The sequence below is a fragment of the Paracidovorax oryzae ATCC 19882 genome, from assembly GCF_000687165.1.
Taxonomy (GTDB): domain Bacteria; phylum Pseudomonadota; class Gammaproteobacteria; order Burkholderiales; family Burkholderiaceae_C; genus Paracidovorax; species Paracidovorax oryzae.
Genome location: NZ_JMKU01000033.1, coordinates 1 through 16,950, shown reverse-complemented (window position 1 = coordinate 16,950; position 16,950 = coordinate 1). Strand labels below are relative to the sequence as shown.

The window sequence follows — 16,950 nt, the reverse complement described above, 5'->3', positions numbered from 1 at the left end:
CCAGGCAGCTTAGTGCAGCCGCGCGCCCGCGCGGGGGCCCCGGCCGCAGCAAGCGGTGGCGTCCTACGCCGGCGCCCACCGGGCTCGGCCTGGCGCGTGCGGCACCTTCAGGCATCGAATCCTTCCCGGAATCAGGCCCGGCGCCCCATGCTGCTATAAATTCAATAGCACACCGAGATACAGGGACCGGCCGGCGGCATTCCGGCGAAAATCCCCGGCGTGTCCATCCCCCAGTCCTTCATCCAGGAATTGCTTTCGCGCGTCGATGTGGTCGATGTGGTCGGCCGCTACGTGCAGCTCAAGAAGGGCGGGGCCAACTTCATGGGGCTGTGCCCCTTCCACGGCGAGAAGTCGCCCTCGTTCAGCGTCAGCCCGTCCAAGCAGTTCTACCACTGCTTCGGCTGCGGCAAGAACGGCAACGCGATCAGCTTCCTGATGGAGCATGCCGGCATGGGCTTCGTGGAGGCCGTGCAGGACCTGGCCCAGCAGGTGGGGCTGCAGGTGCCGCAGGACGACGTCTCCCCGCAGGAACGCGAGCGCGCGGCAGCGCAGCGCCAGAAGCAGGCCACCCTCACCGACGTGCTGGAGAAGGCGGGCGAGGCCTACCGCCGCCACCTGCGCGAGTCGCAGCGGGCCATTGCGTACTTCAAGGGGCGCGGCGTATCGGGGGCGGTCGCCAAGCGCTACGGCCTGGGCTACGCGCCCGAAGGCTGGCGGTCGCTCGCCAGCGTGTTCCCCGAATACGACAACCCGTTGCTGCACGAGAGCGGGCTGGTCATCGTGAACGAGGAAGACGGCAAGCGCTACGACCGCTTCCGCGACCGGGTGATGTTCCCGATCCGCAACGTGAAGGGCGAATGCATCGGCTTCGGGGGCCGGGTGCTGGGCGATGACAAGCCCAAGTACCTCAACTCGCCCGAAACCCCCGTCTTCCACAAGGGGCGCGAGCTCTACGGCCTGTTCGAGGCGCGCACCGCCATCCGCGAGCACGGCTACGCGCTCGTCACCGAGGGCTACATGGACGTGGTCGCGCTCGCGCAGCTGGGCTTTCCGAACGCCGTCGCCACGCTGGGCACGGCCTGCACGCCGGACCATGTGCACAAGCTCTTCCGCTTCACCGACACGGTGGTCTTCAGCTTCGACGGCGACGCGGCGGGCCGGCGCGCGGCGCGCAAGGCGCTCGACGGCGCCCTGCCCTACGCCACCGACACGCGCAGCGTGAAGTTCCTGTTCCTGCCCGCCGAGCACGACCCCGACAGCTTCGTGCGCGCCCATGGCACCGACGCGTTCGCCCGGCACGTGCAGGGCGCCATGCCGCTGAGCCGCTTCCTGGTGGAGGCCGCCGGCGAGGGCTGCGACCTGGGGCTGGCCGAAGGCCGTGCCCGCATGGCGGCGAACGCCCGGCCGCTGTGGAGCGCCCTGCCCGACGGCGCGCTCAAGCGCCAGCTGCTGGGCGAACTGGCCGAGCTCGCCCAGCTCACGTCGGCCGATCTTTCCGACCTCTGGAACCAGGCTGCCGCACAGGACGCCGGGCGGCACGGCGGCGGTGCCAGGCCGCAGGGCACCGCAGCAGCGCAGGGGGCGCCGGCCGCCGACGATGCGCCTCCCTGGGGCGGGCCACCGGACGGCGGCGGCTGGGCGCCTGCGCGGGACGATGGCTACGGACACGGCCAGGGCAGCATGGGCACGGGCAGCCCCAAGCCCTGGCGCAAGGACGGCGGCGACTGGAAGGGCAAGGGCAAGGGCAAGTGGCGCGGCCGCGGCGAGGACCAGCGCCCGCCGCAGCCGCCCCTGCCCTCCACGCCCGCCGCAGGACGGGACGACCACGCGGCGCGGCTGCTGCTGTCGCACACGGAGTTCCTGGAAGACCTCTCGCACGAGGACCACGCCACGCTGTGCGCCCTGCCCGCGCCCCACGGCCCCCTCTTCACCTGGCTGGAGGCGCAGTGGCACGAGCATGGGCCGCAGGCCTGGGCCGTGCTGCGCGAGAGCCTGCGCGGGCACGACGCGGAGGCGCTGGCGGTGCGGGTGATGACCGGCTCGCACGCCCAGACCGAGGGCGACGCGGCCGAGCTGCGGAGCGAACTGCGCGACCTGCTCGACCGCATGCTGATGGAAGACATCAAGCGCCAGGAGAAGGAACTCATCCTGCAGGCGGCGACCGATCCGTCCGCGCTGGAGAAGTACCGCGCGCTGCAGCAGCGGCGGCAGGCCCTGCTGGGCATTGCGCCCGCGAACTTGAAAAAGGCGGGCGGGCTATAATATAGGGTTCATCGGCAAGAGCGACAGCAGCACCTCCGGGCCGGGCAACCGTGACACACACGCACACCGCCCCCCACACCGCAAGGACTGCACACCAAATGATCGCCCACACATCTTGCCCACGGGGGCCCGCCCCTCGAACCGCGGAGGCACCGCCTTCGCCCTGCCACCCGCGCCGGTAGCCGACGCGCTTGCGTTTTCTTTGTGTGTCCGTTTTTGAATCTGAGGTCGTCCATGCCCGCTCAAAAGTCCGCGAAGTCGCCCAAGTCCGTCCCCGATACCGCTGCGAAGGCCGCCTCCTCCTCGAAAACCCAGGCCGCTCCTGCCGCAAAGAAAGCTCCATCCGTGCCCGTGAACAAGTCCGCCGACAAGCCCGAAGCCTCCGAAGAAACCACTGCCAAGAAGGCGAGCCGCGCGAAGGCCGCGGCCCCTGCGGCGGCCGATGACGACGAAACGCCCAAGAAGCGCCCCGGCCGCCCGGCCAAGGCCGCCACCACCGCCGCCGCAGGCAAGGCCCCCGCCAAGCGCGGCCGCAAGCCCAAGGCCTCCGAGGACGAGTCCGCGGGCGACGACGCCGACCTGTCGGACATCGAATCCGAACTCGAGGGCGAGGTCGAGGCCGAGCCGGCCGAGGCGGCGCCCACCGCCGAGAAGGTCAAGCCCCTGCGCATGAAGATCAGCAAGGCGAAGGAACGCGCCTTGATGAAGGAATTCGGCCTGGACGACACCGTCCTGTCCGAGGAAGACCTGGCCAAGCGCCGCTCGCGCCTGAAGGCCCTGATCACGCTGGGCAAGACCCGCGGCTACCTGACCCAGGTCGAGATCTCCGACCACCTGCCCGACAAGCTGGTCGATGCCGAGACCATGGAAGTCGTGGTCACCATGCTCAACGACATGGGCGTGGCCGTGTACGAGCAGACGCCCGATGCCGAGACGCTGTTCCAGAACAACGTCACGCCCACCGCCACCACCGTCGAGGAAGCCGAGGAAGAAGCCGAGGCGGCACTCTCCACCGTGGACAGCGAATTCGGCCGCACCACCGACCCGGTCCGCATGTACATGCGCGAGATGGGCACCGTGGAACTGCTCACCCGCGAGGGCGAGATCGAGATCGCCAAGCGCATCGAAGGCGGCCTGCAGGCCATGATGGAGGCCATCAGCGCATCGCCCGCCACCATCGCCGAGATCCTGGCCATGGGCGAGGAGATCCGCGAGGGCAAGGTCGTCATCTCCACCATCGTGGACGGCTTCTCCAACCCCAACGAGGCCGACGACTACGTGGCCGAGGAAGACTTCGACGAGTTCGACGAAGAGGACGACGACGACGGCAAGGGCGGCTCCAAGGCCCTGACCAAGAAGCTGGAAGAGCTCAAGAACGAAGCGCTGCGCCGGTTCGACAACCTGCGCGGGCTCTTCGAGAAGATGCACAAGATCTACGACAAGGAAGGCTATGGCACGCCGGCCTACATGAAGGCCCAGCACGCCATCTCGGCCGAGCTGATGACCATCCGCTTCACGGCCAAGACCATCGAGAAGCTGTGCGACATGGTCCGTGCCCAGGTGGACGACGTGCGCAAGAAGGAGCGCGAGCTGCGCCGCATCATCGTGGACAAGTGCGGCATGCCGCAGGAAACCTTCATCAAGGACTTCCCGCCCAACCTGCTGAACCTGCAGTGGGTCGAGAAGCAGGCCGCCGCCGGCAAGCCCTGGAGCGCCGTGCTCGCGCGCAACATCCCGCCGGTGCAGGAGCTGCAGCAGCGCCTGATGGACCTGCAGTCCCGCGTGGTGGTGCCGCTGTCCGAGCTCAAGGACATCAACAAGCGCATGAACGAGGGCGAGTCCGCCTCGCGCGACGCGAAGAAGGAAATGATCGAGGCCAACCTGCGCCTCGTGATCTCCATCGCCAAGAAGTACACCAACCGCGGCCTGCAGTTCCTCGACCTGATCCAGGAAGGCAACATCGGCCTGATGAAGGCGGTGGACAAGTTCGAATACCGCCGCGGCTACAAGTTCTCGACCTACGCCACGTGGTGGATCCGCCAGGCCATCACGCGCTCGATCGCCGACCAGGCGCGCACCATCCGCATCCCGGTGCACATGATCGAGACCATCAACAAGATGAACCGCATCAGCCGCCAGCACCTGCAGGAGTTCGGCTTCGAGCCCGATGCGTCCATCCTGGCCGCGAAGATGGAGATCCCCGAGGACAAGATCCGCAAGATCATGAAGATCGCCAAGGAGCCGATCTCCATGGAAACGCCGATCGGCGACGACGACGACAGCCACCTGGGCGACTTCATCGAGGACGGCGCCAACACCGCCCCGATCGACGCCGCCATGCAGGCCGGCCTGCGCGACGTGGTCAAGGACATCCTGGACGGCCTCACGCCGCGCGAAGCCAAGGTGCTGCGCATGCGCTTCGGCATCGAGATGTCCACCGACCACACGCTGGAAGAAGTCGGCAAGCAGTTCGACGTGACCCGCGAGCGCATCCGCCAGATCGAAGCCAAGGCACTGCGCAAGCTCAAGCACCCGAGCCGCAGCGACAAGCTGCGCAGCTTCATCGACTCGCTCTGATCCGCGCCGCGCTGGCCGCCCTCCCCGGCGGCCCCGCCCCCTTGAAAGCCCCGCGTCCACCGGCCGGGGCTTTTTTCATGGGGCCGACCCTGCCTACAGCAGAGTTACATCTCTTGCGGGAAAATACCATTGACGTTCATCAACAAGGAATTCCAATGACCGCAAAACTCGATCCGGCGCTGCCCGGGCGACCGCGCTGGGCCGGCAGGCTCGTGGGCGCCCTGGCGGTGCTGTTCGGCCTCGCCTTCCTCGCGGGCGGCATCACCCTGGCCACCCTGGGCGGCAGCCTGTACTTCGCGCCGGCCGGCCTGGCGATGCTGGTGGCCGGCGTTCTGTTGTGGCGCGGGCGCACGGCCGGTGCCTGGCTCTATGCGGTGACGCTGGCCGCCAGCGTGGCCTGGGCCCTCGCCGATGCAGGCTGGTCGTTCTGGCCGCTCTTCTCGCGCCTCTTCGCCCTGGGCGTGCTCGGCCTGCTGGTGGCGCTGGCCTATCCCGGCCTGGCCGCGCCGCGCGGCCGCGGGGCCTATGGCGTGGCGGCCGTGCTGGCCGTGGCGCTGGTGGCGGCTTTCGGCGGCATGTTCGTGCCGCATCCCACGGTGGCGGCCAACGGCAGCGGCCCGGGCCTGACGCCCGTCGATCCGGCCCAGGCCCAGAAAAACTGGGAGCACTACGGCAATACCAACGGCGGCAGCCGCTTCGCCGCGCTGGACCAGATTAACCGGGGCAACGTCGGGCAGCTCGAAGTGGCCTGGACGTACCACACGGGCGACATCGCCGTGAGCAACGGCAACGGCGCGGAAGACCAGACCACGCCGCTGCAGATCGGCGAGCGCCTGTACCTCTGCACGCCGCACAACAACCTGATCGCGCTGGAGGCCGACACCGGCCGCGAACTCTGGAAGCGCGAGATCAATGCGCAGTCGTCCGTGTGGCAGCGCTGCCGCGGCCTGGCGTATTTCGACGCGGCCGCGCAGCTGCCGGCCGTGACCGCCGCGGGCGCCACGCCCGTGCAGCCGGTGGCCCTGCCGGCCGGCGCCAACTGCCAGCGCCGCATCCTCACCAACACCATCGACGCCCGACTGATCGCGGTCGATGCCGACACGGGCGAGTTCTGCCGGGGCTTCGGCACCAACGGCCAGGTGAACCTGAAGGCCGGCCTGGGCGCATCGCCCGATCCGTTCTACCAGCTCACCTCCCCGCCGCTGATGGCCGGCACCACCGTGGTGGTGGGCGGCCGCGTGGCCGACAACGTGCAGGCCGACATGCCCGGTGGCGTGATCCGCGGCTTCGACGTGGTGACCGGCCAGATGCGCTGGGCCTTCGACCCGGGCAATCCGGAAGACAAGAAGGCGCCCGCCGAAGGCAAGACCTACGTGCGCAGCACGCCCAACTCCTGGGCGCCGATGTCGTACGACGCGGCGATGAACACCGTCTTCCTGCCCATGGGCAGCCCCTCGACCGACCTGTACGGCGCCGAGCGCACGGCCCTGAACCACAAGTACGGCGCCTCCGTGCTCGCGGTGGATGCCACCACGGGTGCCGAGAAGTGGGTGTACCAGACCGTGCACAACGACCTCTGGGACTTCGACCTGCCGATGCAGCCAAGCTTCATCGACTTCCCCGTGGACGGCGGCCGCACCGTGCCGGCGCTGGCCATCGGCACCAAGGCCGGCCAGATCTACGTGCTGGACCGCGCCACCGGCAAGCCGCTGACCGACGTGCAGGAGCAGCAGGTGAAGAAAGCCGACATCCCGAACGAGCCGTATTCGGCCACACAGCCGCGCTCGGTGGGCATGCCGCAGATCGGCGCGCAGACCCTGACCGAATCCGACATGTGGGGCGCCACGCCCTTCGACCAGATGCTGTGCCGCATCGCCTTCAAGAAGATGCGCTACGAGGGCCTGTACACCGCGCCGGGCACGGATGTGTCGCTGAGCTTCCCCGGGTCGCTGGGCGGCATGAACTGGGGCGGCCTGTCGGTGGACCCGGTGCACGGCTTCCTGTTCGCCAACGACATGCGCCTGGGCCTGTGGGTGCAGATGATTCCCTCGGCCAACCGCGGTGCCGCTTCCGGCGGCGGCGAGGCCGTGAACACCGGCATGGGCGCCGTGCCGCTCAAGGGCACGCCCTATGCAGTGAACAAGAACCGCTTCCTGTCCGTGGCCGGCATTCCCTGCCAGGCACCGCCCTACGGCACGCTCACGGCCATCGACCTGAAAACCCGCCAGGTGGCCTGGCAGGTGCCCGTGGGCACGGTGCAGGACACCGGCCCGATGGGCATCAAGATGCGCATGCCCATTCCCATCGGCATGCCCACGCTGGGCGGCACGCTGGCAACCCAGGGCGGCCTGGTGTTCATCGCCGGCACGCAGGACTACTACCTGCGCGCCTTCGACAGCAGCAACGGCAAGGAGGCCTGGAAAGCCCGCCTGCCCGTGGGCAGCCAGGGCGGCCCGATGACCTACCAGTCGCCGAAGACCGGACAGCAGTACGTGGTGATCACCGCCGGCGGCGCGCGCCAGTCGCCCGACCGGGGGGATTACGTCATCGCCTACGCGCTGCCCGCGCAGCGTTGAACCGGTGCCGGGCCGGCGGATGTTCCGCCCCTGGCATCACCGAAAGCCCCGCGCCCGCCGGCCGGGGCTTTTTTCATGGTCTGGCGACCGACCTGCCCGGCAGTGCGCATCTGCCACAAACATGTGTCAACTTCATTAAATTTGCAAATAAAAGATTTCAAAAGTTTCAATAAGAAAATAAGATTCCCGACAGGTGCTCGACCATGGGACAACCGCAAGGCGGTCTCCCGGCACTGTCATGCGGGAGGTGTCGCAGGCGCCCACCCGTTCCTGCCAGCCCCACCTTTACCTCCCGCCATGAGCGAAAACACCTCCTTCTTCGGCAACCTGCGGATCAGCCACCGCATCGGCCTGGCCTTCCTCGCCGTGATCGCCGTGCTGGCGTTGCTGGCCGGCCTGTCGCTCGGGGCGCTGGGCGACGTGAACCGCGCCCTCACCAAGGTCACGCGCGACGCCTACCCGAAGGTCAGGCTGCTGACGCAGATCGCCAACGAGACGGAGGCCCAGTCGCGCTACACGCGCAACATGCTGATCTTCGAGAGCGCGGACAGCCGCGCGAAGGAAACCCGCCGCATCCAGGAAAGCCGCGAGGCCGTCAACCAACTGTTCTCTCAGCTGTCGCCGCTGGTCCGCTCCGCCTCGGGCGTCCAGATGCTCAAGGCCTGCGAGGCGGCACGCGCGGACTACGTCGCTGAAATGGACCGGCTGCTGCAGCTGATGCGCGAGGACCACTCGGGAGAGGCCCGGGACCTGCTGGAAACCCGCCTGCGGCCCGTCCAGCAGAAATACCTGGATGCCCTCAACCGCCTGTCCGATCACCAGCAGAAGGTGATGGCCGAGGACAGCGACCGGGCCGACGCGCAGGTGAGCACCGGCCGCGTCACCGTCATCGCCATCGGCGCGGTGGCCGCCGTGCTGGCCGTGGCGCTGTGCTGGCTCATCGCCCGCTCCATCACCCGCCCGCTGCACACCGCCGTGCAGGTGGCCGAGGCCGTGGCCGGCGGCGACCTGACCTCGCACATCCCCACGGGGCGGCGCGACGAGGTGGGCCAGCTGCTTTCCGCCCTGGCGCGCATGAACGACAGCCTGGTGCGCATCGTGGGCAGCGTGCGCGCGGGCTCCGACTCCATCGCCACCGGCACCGTGCAGATCGCCAACGGCAATGCCGACCTGAGCCAGCGCACGGAAGAACAGGCCAGCAACCTGGAGGAAACCGCCGCCTCGATGGAGGAACTGACCTCCACCGTGCAGCAGAACGCCGAATCGGCCCGCCGGGCCCACCAACTGGTCTCGGGCGCCTCGTCCGTCGCGGCCCGGGGCGGCACGGTGGTGCAGGACGTGGTGCGCACCATGGACTCGATCCGCCAGGGCTCGGACCGCATGGCCGACATCATCGGCACCATCAACGGCATCGCCTTCCAGACCAACATCCTGGCGCTCAACGCCGCGGTGGAAGCCGCCCGCGCGGGCGAACAGGGCCGCGGCTTCGCCGTGGTGGCGGCCGAGGTGCGCAGCCTCGCGCAGCGCAGCGCGCAGGCCGCCGGGGAAATCAAGGGCCTGATCGAGACCAGCGTGTCGCGCGTGAACGCCGGCAGCGAACTCGTGGCCCAGGCGGGCCGCACGATGGAAGACATCGTGGCCCAGGTGGCCGAGGTGTCCACCCTGGTCGCGGAAATCAGCGCCGCCAGCGCGGAGCAATCCAGCGGCATCGGCCAAGTGGGCGATGCCGTGCAGCAGCTGGACCAGGTCACGCAGCAGAACGCCGCCCTGGTGGAAGAAAGCGCCGCGGCCGCCGACAGCCTGAAGTTCCAGGCGGAAACGCTGGCGCGCACCGTGGCGCAGTTCCGGCTGCCGACGGGTGCGGACGTGGCGGGCGCCACGGCAGCCCCGGCACGGCGCGCCCCTGCGGGCGCCCGGGACGGTCTCCTGCTGGCCGTCGCCTGAGTGGGCGGATCCGGTGGCGGTCCCTTCCGGGGCCGCTCAGTGCCTCATGGAGGCGATCGGCGGACTTGTTCGTTCACCCAGTCCGGGCTCTTGCCCTGCACGCAAAACGCAGGATCGCGAACCCAGTCCGTGAACCACCGCGTGGGCTGGCCCTGCAGGGCGTGGCATGGGGTGTAGCCGATGCCGGGCATGTAGTAGTGCTGGGCGATCGAAACCACGGGGATCAGCAGGAGCGCGATGGCGCTGGCTGCGACCGCCAGGTTGGCCGCGAGCTCGAATGGCTTGATGAGGCCGGCACGGCAGGGGATCGCCCGCATGACCATCACGACGATGGCCAGTGAGCCGAAAGCGACGACGCACGGCATCAGGTGCACGCCCGGCGTGATCCGCACCACGGGCGCTTTCAACACGATGTCCTGGACCATCGGCACCAAGGCATGGCGCGTCATCAACAACGCTCCTGCCACGAGGCCGAGATACAGCGGAATGCCCCACCAAACAAGCTTTCGGATGTGATGGATATCGTGCATGGATGGCCGGGTAGCGAGGCACAGTTTCAGTGCTCAGGGAGTTGCGCGTGACGTGGACAATCGCGCCTGCCCGTTCACCCATTCCAGGCTCTTGCCTTTGACGCACAACGCAGGATCTTTCACCCAATCCGTGAACCAGAGGGTCGGGTTGCCCTGCAGTTCGTAGCACGCCGCATAGCCAATGCTCGGCATGTACAGGCGCTGGATGAACGAGGTCACCGGGATCAGCAGCATCACCAAGCCGCTGGCGAGCACGGCGATGGTGAAAGCGCGCTCGAACTTCGCAATCGCGGCTTCACGGCACAGCGCGACGCGCATGGCGCCGAGCACGATGGCCATGGTGCAGACGACGGCGACGAACGGTGCCAGCTGGGCAGCGGGCGCAATCCGGACGACCGGAGCCCTTGCCGCGAGGCCCTGAAAGACCGGCACGACCCCATGCAGGGTGACCCACACGCAGCTGGCAGCGATGCCAAGAAAAAGCGGCGTGCTCCACAGCATGGTTCTGCGCAGTGCGGGAATGTCATGCATTTCGGGTCTGGTAGTTGACGGCAGAGGGGCCGGTGAACATGCGGGAAACCAGGCCAGCCCCGTCGCTTGCTCCGCTACTCGCTTCAGCGCACCCCATGCGACGCGAGCGCCTTCGCCTGTTCGTTGACCCAATCCAGGCTCTTGCCCTTAACGCACCATGCCGGGTCGCGAACCCAGTCAGTGAACCTCCGCATGGGCTGGCCCTGCAGGATGTGGCATTGGATGTAGCCGATGCTGGGCATGTAGTAGTGCTGGGCTATGGATGTCACGGGAACCAGCAGAAACGCGATGGCACTGACTGCGACCGTGATGTTGAAGGCACGCTCGGCACGCCGGATCGGCCCGTCGCTCAAAGGTATCGCCCGCATGATCCCGACAACGATGCCGAGGATGCACAGAACAGCGACGAAGGGTGTCAATTGCGCGGCAGGTGCAATCCGGACGCCCGCTGCTCCAGCGGCGACCTGCTGGATCGTTCGTACCACGGCTTCAAAGCCGAGCCATAGGCACCCCGCACCGACGAGAACGCAGAGAGGTATGCCCCAAAGCAGTGATTTACGGATTTGCCGGATGTCGTGCATGGCAGCGCGACTCAAGGAACTGGGCGCGCCACGGACAACCTCGCCTGCTCATTCACCCAATCCAGGCTCTTGCCCCTGACACACCACGCAGGATCACGAACCCAATCCGTGAACCACAGCGTGGGCTGGCCCTGCAGGACATGGCATTGGGTGTAGCCGATGCTCGGCATCCGAGATCGTGCCAACGCAGCGGTGACCGGAATCAACAGCATCGCCACTACACACGCAAGCACTGTGGCGATGAACGCACGCTCGAAAGGCTTGATGATGCGGTCGCTACAGGGAATCGCGCGCATGGAAGCGACGACGACGCCGAGGAGACAAAACGCAGCGACAAATGGCGCTACCAGCACGGCAGGTCCGATGCGAACTACTGGGGCACGCTCGGAAACTCCCTCCATCGTCGGAACCAGGATGTAGGCGACCATCAGGATCGAACCTGTGGCCAAGGCCAGGTAGAGCGGGATACCCCAGATCAGAGTTTTTCGAATTCCGGCGACATCAAACATGGAAGGCAGGTTCGGGTGTTCGAGTGAGATACCTGATCTGACACACCAAGCACCACCAGGCCGCGAGGAGCCAGTAGCGGCACCATTAGGCTGTTCACAGAGGCGCGATCGACCTGGACTGCTGCGCCTGCTCGTTCAACCATTCCGGACTCTTACCCTTCACACACCATGCCGGATCGCGAACCCAGTCCGTGAACCACAGCGTGGGCTGGCCCTGCAGGACATGGCATTGGGTGTAGCCGATGCTGGGCATGTAGTAGCGCTGGGCGATAGCGACCACGGGGACCAACAGGAGCGCAATGGCGCTGGCTGCGACAGCCAGGTTGGCCGCAAGCTCGAATTGCTTGATGAGGCTGGCGCGGCAGGGGATCGCCCGCATCACCATGACGACGATTGCCAGTGAGCCGAAAGCGACGACGCACGGCATGAGGTGCATACCCGGCGTGATCCGCACCACGGGTGCTTTCAACACGATGTCCTGAACCATCGGCACCAAGGCATGGCGCGTCATCAGCAACGCTCCTGCCACGAGCCCGAGATACAGCGGAATGCCCCACCGGGCAAGCTTTCGGATGTGATGGATGTCATGCATGGATGACCGGGGTAGCGAGGGCACGGCGCCACGGCTCATGGAGTTGCGGGTGACTTGGACAACTGCGCCTGCTCGTTGACCCAATCCAGGCTCTTTCCTTTGACGCACAACGCAGGATCTTTCACCCAATCCGTGAACCAGAGGGTCGGGTTGCCCTGCAGTTCGTAGCACGCCGTGTAGCCAATGCTCGGCATGTACAGGCGCTGGATGAACGAGGTCACAGGGATCAGCAGCATCACCAAGCCGCTGGCGAGCACGGCGATCGTGAAAGCGCGCTCGAACTTCGCAATCGCGGCTTCACGGCACAGCGCGACGCGCATGGCGCCGAGAACAATGGCCATGATGCAGACGACGGCGACGAACGGTGCCAGCTGGGCAGCGGGCGCAATCCGGACGACTGGAGCCCTTACCGCGATACCCTGGAACACCGGCACGACTCCATGCAAGGTGGCCCACACGCAGCTCGCCGAGATACCGATAAAGAGCGGCGTGCTCCACAGCATGGTTTTACGCAGCGCAGGAATGTCGTGCATTTCGGTTCTGGTAGGTTGATGGCGATTGGCCTAGTAGCACATGCGGGAAACGCGGCAAAGCCAATCCTTGGCACCGCTGCCGATTGAATGCGTCACATCCCTCGTCTTGCGCTCAATGGCGTTTTGAAGATCGTCTTGCCACGCCTGTGACTTGGTATCGATGGTGTAGACGCCCTGCTCGATTTTTTCTGGCAGCATTTTGAGGGTGCCGATCACCTTCTGTTTGATTCCGTAGTGGTTGTCCGCCATGTTGAGCACGACACCGCCAGACACGGCTACCAAGGCCATAACGACCAAGGGCAGTACTGCCACCGTCGTTGCGGCAGCAACACCCGCGGCTGCGGCATAGGCAACCAAACCGCCCAACCCACCCTTCACCGCCTCCACCCCAATCCCACCCACCAGGTCATACATCGTCTTCTCGTTGTTGAACATGAAGTCCATCAACTCGATGCCGCTGGAGACGACCACGCCCAGCATGAACCCGCCCTTGGCAATGCCCTGCAGGCTCTGCATGCCCAGCCCCAGCTGGATCATCTTCGGGTGCGTGGCGAGATAGCGCGTACCTTGCAGCGCGGAACTGCGGCGCGCCGAGTAGCCCTTGATGATGATGTAGGTGCCGGTCGCGGTCGTCTTCACATACGTGGTGATGCCCGACATGCCGATCGCATTCAGCGTGCGGGTGATGGCGATCGCATCGTTGGCGCCTTGCGCCGCCGGCCCCACCCACGGTTCGCTGGCGTTGGGGCTGAAGGTGTGCTGCCAGTACTGTCCGAATGTTGAACTGGCGAGGATCTTGCGCAGGCTGAATTCCAGCGCCGGGTTGTTCCGGGCCTTGTCCTGCAGGATGCCCATGTACTGGCCCTGGGTGAGCACCAGCACATCCACCCGGTTCTGCTCCATGGACTGCGCCACGGACTGGGCATAGCCCATGTTGAAAAACGTCGCTGCGAGCTCCGCGCTCATGCTTCCTCCCCTTGCTGTCACGTTTTCGATGGGGGCGAATGCTAGTTTTGCCCCCTCGGCCTCATTGCAACAATGCGTTAACAAAACGACGTTTTCCAGGAATCGTTCCGCCTAACGGAACAACAAGCGCGACGGCGATCAGTTTGCTTGACAAGGGGGTAAGTCGGCAGTTTTCGACTCCGAACCAGCGGCAGTGACACATTCGCCCTCCCCATCTCGCAAACCCCTGGAGGCAGCGGCTCCCGCCGGGCGTACGATGCTCGACAGAGAAGCGAGAGATAGAGAGAGAAAAAACCGCATGACTGCATCCCCATCGGCAGCCCCTGCCGGAGGCCTGCCTGTATCGCCGCTCGATCCGGCAGCCCCACCCCTGCGCATCGCCGTGATGGGCGCCGGCGCCGTGGGCTGCTACTTCGGCGCCCTGCTCGCGCGCGCCGGCCATGCGGTCACGCTGATCGGCCGGCCCGCGCACGTCAAGGCGATCCGCGCGAACGGCCTGCGCCTGCAGACCGCCACGCTCGACGAACAGGTGCCCATGGCGGCCGACACCGATCCCGCCGCGGTGCGGGGTGCGGACGTGGTGATGTTCTGCGTGAAATCCGCCGACACCGAGGACGCGGCACGCCAGATCCAGCCGCACCTCGCGCCCGGCGCGCTGGTGCTCACACTGCAGAACGGCGTGGACAACGACGAGCGCGTGCGTGGCGTGCTGGGCGATACCCACCCCGTCGCTGCCGCCGTGGTCTATGTGGCCACCGAAATGGCCGGCCCCGGCCACGTGCGCCACCACGGGCGCGGTGAACTGGTGATCGCGCCTTCGCCTCGCAGCGCCACGGTGGTGCAGCAGTTCAGCGCCGCCGGCATCGCCACGGAGATTTCAGACAACGTGCGCGGCGCGCTCTGGGCCAAGCTGGTGCTCAACTGCGCGTACAACGCGATCTCCGCACTCGCGCAGCAGCCCTATGGCCGGCTGGTGCAGACGCCCGGCGTGGCGGACGTGATTGCCGACGTGGTGGCCGAATGCCTGGCGGTGGCCGAAGCGGACGGCATCCAGATTCCGGGCGATGTGGGCGCGGCGGTGAGCCGCATCGCGGCCACCATGCCGGGGCAGATGTCGTCCACCGCGCAGGACCTGGCGCGGGGCAAGCCGAGCGAGATCGATCACCTCAATGGGTATGTGGTGGCGCGGGGGAAGGCGGTGGGGGTGGTGACGCCGGTGAATCGGGCGTTGTGGGTGTTGGTGAAGGTGGTGGAATTAGAAATCATTAGCCCCTAATTCTGCCGCCGACTTCCAAAATTGCACATGGATTGCCGCGGGCTGACTATGGAATTCATTAATTTTTAACAAAATCACCAACTCAGCCCTAAAGCCCCAAGACTCCTGGCAAAAACAAACGCATAGCTTCCAACTCAATGCCGCAGGGGCAGAATCAGCCCATCATAAAAATTTAAAAGCAAAAGTGATATGGAAAGAAGAAAAGTAAAATTTCAGCACGGACGCAGTTTTTTCTTGGAACGGGAGCTTGGGCGTGGCGCATGTGGTTTGACTGTTCTACTCCACGACGAAGCAATTGACGAATATTTCGTATGCAAGAAATATTCACCAGCACAAGATGCTTGGCGCGAGCAATTTTTTGCTGGATTTTTGAGAGAAATAAAGCTGATGCACGCCGTCCATCACGTCAACGTGGTGCGGGTTTTCAACTACATCATTTACCCCGAAAGCTTCAACGGCTTTATTTTTATGGAATATATCGATGGCTTGGACATCGACAATTATCTAAAAGCTCATCCTGAAGATATAAATAGCTTATTCATTCAAGTAGTTGAAGGATTTGATCACCTCGAAAACAAACGCATTCTTCACCGAGACATTCGCACATCCAACATTCTCGTCTCCGGCGGCGGCATCGTTAAGATCATCGATTTCGGATTTGGAAAGCAAGCACTTAATAGCACCGACTTCGACAAAAGTATTTCTTTGAATTGGTGGTGCGCTCTTCCTCCCGAGTTTGCCCAACGGATCTATGACCACGCGACTGAAATTTATTTTGTAGGAAAATTATTCGAATGGCTAATTGAGAAACATGAAATTGTCCAATTTCGGCACGAAGTGGTGCTTCGACGAATGGTCGAACCCAACAGAGAAAAACGCTTCAAATCTTTCGCAGTAGCACGACAAGAGCTGATAGGGCAGCCTCGATCCACGCAGTTCTCACAAGATGACATAGAGTGCTATCGATGGTTTTCAAGAATGCTAGCGGAACGTACTGCAAAAGTTGGCACGAAAGCAACTTGCTTCAATATCGAAGAAATACATTTAAAGCTTGAGGAAGCCTATAAATCAATTATGCTTGAACCGGAAGCACCAAGCAGTTCGATTGTTATTGAGTGCTGCATTGACGGCCTCTACAGCTACTACAGTCAAGAAACATTCCCTGTCCAATGCGTACAGGAATTTATCGAATTACTCAGAAAATGCAGCAAGGAACAAAAGAACATCATCGAAGCAAACTTGCGAGCGCGTATTGATGCACTACCAAAAATCAAAGAATCGCAATCTTCGTTTGACGACATGGATGACATCCCCTTCTGAGGAAGATCTGCCAAACCTGCCGCTGACTGGCGCATGAAGGGAGCCGCAGGCAGATGGCGAGCATGACGCAAGAGCAGCAGCAGATGCTGGGGTTCGATCCCCTGCCCAAGAAGACCCGCAAGGAGATATTCCTTGAAGAGATGAACCGGGTGGTGCCGTGGGCGGCGCTGGTGGGGCGGATCCAGCCGCATGCACGCGGCACGCACCAGGCACGGGGTGGACGCCCTCCATTTGCCTTGGAGACGATCCTGCGCATCCACTGCCTGCAACTGTGGAGGAACCTGAGCGGACCCGGCCGCTGCAGGCATGAGTGCGCCTAGAACGCGCCCAGGGGCCGCAGCACGGGCCAAATCTGTCTGCTGGATGGGCAGGCTGAGCTCGCACATCGCGAAAATCACCCCGTTTCATCCGGCCACAGGGCTTAGAACGTGTTCAAAGTCTCGCCTGACGGATATGAGAAGCTCGCTGGATGAGAAAAGGGTACCCCAGCGATATCAAGCGCGAGCAGTTTGACGTGATCCGGCCCTTGCTGGAGAGTGCGCGCAGGAAGACGGCCCCCCGCAGGGTGGATCTGTACGAGGTGTTCTGTGCAGTGCTGTACCTGCTGCGCACGGGCTGCCAATGGCGCGCGCTGCCCAGCGACTTTCCCAAGTGGCGAACCGTGCACTCGTACTTTGCGATCTGGAGCGAGCCGCGCGAGGGTGGCAGCCTGCTGGAGCAGGCTTTAAAAAAAACAGGTTGGCGCGGCCCGCG

14 protein-coding genes and 1 pseudogene are annotated in these 16,950 nt (G+C 64.8%); 8 read left to right on the top strand and 7 right to left on the bottom strand.

Annotation, left to right across the window (positions count from 1 at the left end; translation table 11 throughout):
• Window positions 1-219 precede the first annotated feature (219 nt).
• The 4 genes from dnaG to T336_RS0120000 all read left to right on the top strand — a co-directional run bounded on the left by dnaG (window position 220) and on the right by T336_RS0120000 (window position 9,359).
• Window positions 220-2,262 carry a DNA primase gene (gene dnaG, locus T336_RS0120015; RefSeq protein ID WP_026433862.1) on the top strand — a complete coding sequence of 681 codons (2,043 nt, stop codon included), beginning with the start codon at window positions 220-222 and terminating at the stop codon, window positions 2,260-2,262.
• Between the two features lie 234 nt (window positions 2,263-2,496).
• A complete protein-coding gene (rpoD, locus tag T336_RS0120010) occupies window positions 2,497-4,839 on the top strand; it encodes an RNA polymerase sigma factor RpoD (RefSeq protein WP_026433861.1) in 2,343 nt (780 codons plus the stop codon).
• A 155-nt stretch (window positions 4,840-4,994) separates the two neighbouring features.
• The gene (locus T336_RS0120005) at window positions 4,995-7,415 is read left to right on the top strand and encodes a glucose/quinate/shikimate family membrane-bound PQQ-dependent dehydrogenase (protein ID WP_035226684.1); all 2,421 of its coding nucleotides are present in this window, start codon (window positions 4,995-4,997) and stop codon (window positions 7,413-7,415) included.
• Between the two features lie 297 nt (window positions 7,416-7,712).
• A complete protein-coding gene (locus tag T336_RS0120000) occupies window positions 7,713-9,359 on the top strand; it encodes a methyl-accepting chemotaxis protein (protein WP_026433859.1) in 1,647 nt (548 codons plus the stop codon).
• A 44-nt stretch (window positions 9,360-9,403) separates the two neighbouring features.
• On the opposite strand, the gene T336_RS0119995 is transcribed toward T336_RS0120000, so the two are convergent.
• The 7 genes from T336_RS0119995 to T336_RS0119965 form a co-directional block, all read right to left on the bottom strand.
• A complete protein-coding gene (locus T336_RS0119995) occupies window positions 9,404-9,889 on the bottom strand; it encodes a hypothetical protein (RefSeq protein WP_035226677.1) in 486 nt (161 codons plus the stop codon).
• A gap of 33 nt (window positions 9,890-9,922) precedes the next feature.
• A complete protein-coding gene (locus T336_RS0119990) occupies window positions 9,923-10,420 on the bottom strand; it encodes a DUF1240 domain-containing protein (RefSeq protein ID WP_026433857.1) in 498 nt (165 codons plus the stop codon).
• 83 nt (window positions 10,421-10,503) lie between these two features.
• The gene (locus T336_RS0119985; protein ID WP_026433856.1) at window positions 10,504-11,001 is read right to left on the bottom strand and encodes a DUF1240 domain-containing protein; all 498 of its coding nucleotides are present in this window, start codon (window positions 10,999-11,001) and stop codon (window positions 10,504-10,506) included.
• An 11-nt stretch (window positions 11,002-11,012) separates the two neighbouring features.
• Window positions 11,013-11,510, bottom strand: coding sequence for a DUF1240 domain-containing protein (locus tag T336_RS0119980; RefSeq protein WP_035226675.1), 498 nt, complete (start codon window positions 11,508-11,510; stop codon window positions 11,013-11,015).
• A 94-nt stretch (window positions 11,511-11,604) separates the two neighbouring features.
• A complete protein-coding gene (locus T336_RS0119975) occupies window positions 11,605-12,102 on the bottom strand; it encodes a hypothetical protein (protein WP_026433854.1) in 498 nt (165 codons plus the stop codon).
• 35 nt (window positions 12,103-12,137) lie between these two features.
• Window positions 12,138-12,635 (bottom strand): DUF1240 domain-containing protein, encoded by a 498-nt coding sequence (locus tag T336_RS0119970; RefSeq protein ID WP_026433853.1) that lies wholly within the window; start codon window positions 12,633-12,635, stop codon window positions 12,138-12,140.
• Between the two features lie 30 nt (window positions 12,636-12,665).
• Window positions 12,666-13,601, bottom strand: a complete 936-nt coding sequence (locus T336_RS0119965; protein ID WP_026433852.1) for a hypothetical protein — start codon at window positions 13,599-13,601, stop codon at window positions 12,666-12,668.
• Window positions 13,602-13,899: 298 nt separating this feature from the next.
• On the opposite strand from T336_RS0119965, the gene T336_RS0119960 reads away from it, so the two are divergent.
• From T336_RS0119960 to T336_RS0119950, 4 genes and pseudogenes are all read left to right on the top strand, one after another.
• Window positions 13,900-14,877, top strand: a complete 978-nt coding sequence (locus T336_RS0119960) for a ketopantoate reductase family protein (RefSeq protein ID WP_051647359.1) — start codon at window positions 13,900-13,902, stop codon at window positions 14,875-14,877.
• 189 nt (window positions 14,878-15,066) lie between these two features.
• The gene (locus T336_RS26295) at window positions 15,067-16,197 is read left to right on the top strand and encodes a protein kinase family protein (protein ID WP_084151476.1); all 1,131 of its coding nucleotides are present in this window, start codon (window positions 15,067-15,069) and stop codon (window positions 16,195-16,197) included.
• A gap of 62 nt (window positions 16,198-16,259) precedes the next feature.
• Window positions 16,260-16,490: pseudogene (locus T336_RS0119955) on the top strand (transposase); the annotation flags it as partial.
• A 176-nt stretch (window positions 16,491-16,666) separates the two neighbouring features.
• Window positions 16,667-16,950 (top strand): IS5 family transposase (locus T336_RS0119950; protein ID WP_026433849.1); only part of this gene is annotated, 284 nt, incomplete at its 3' end.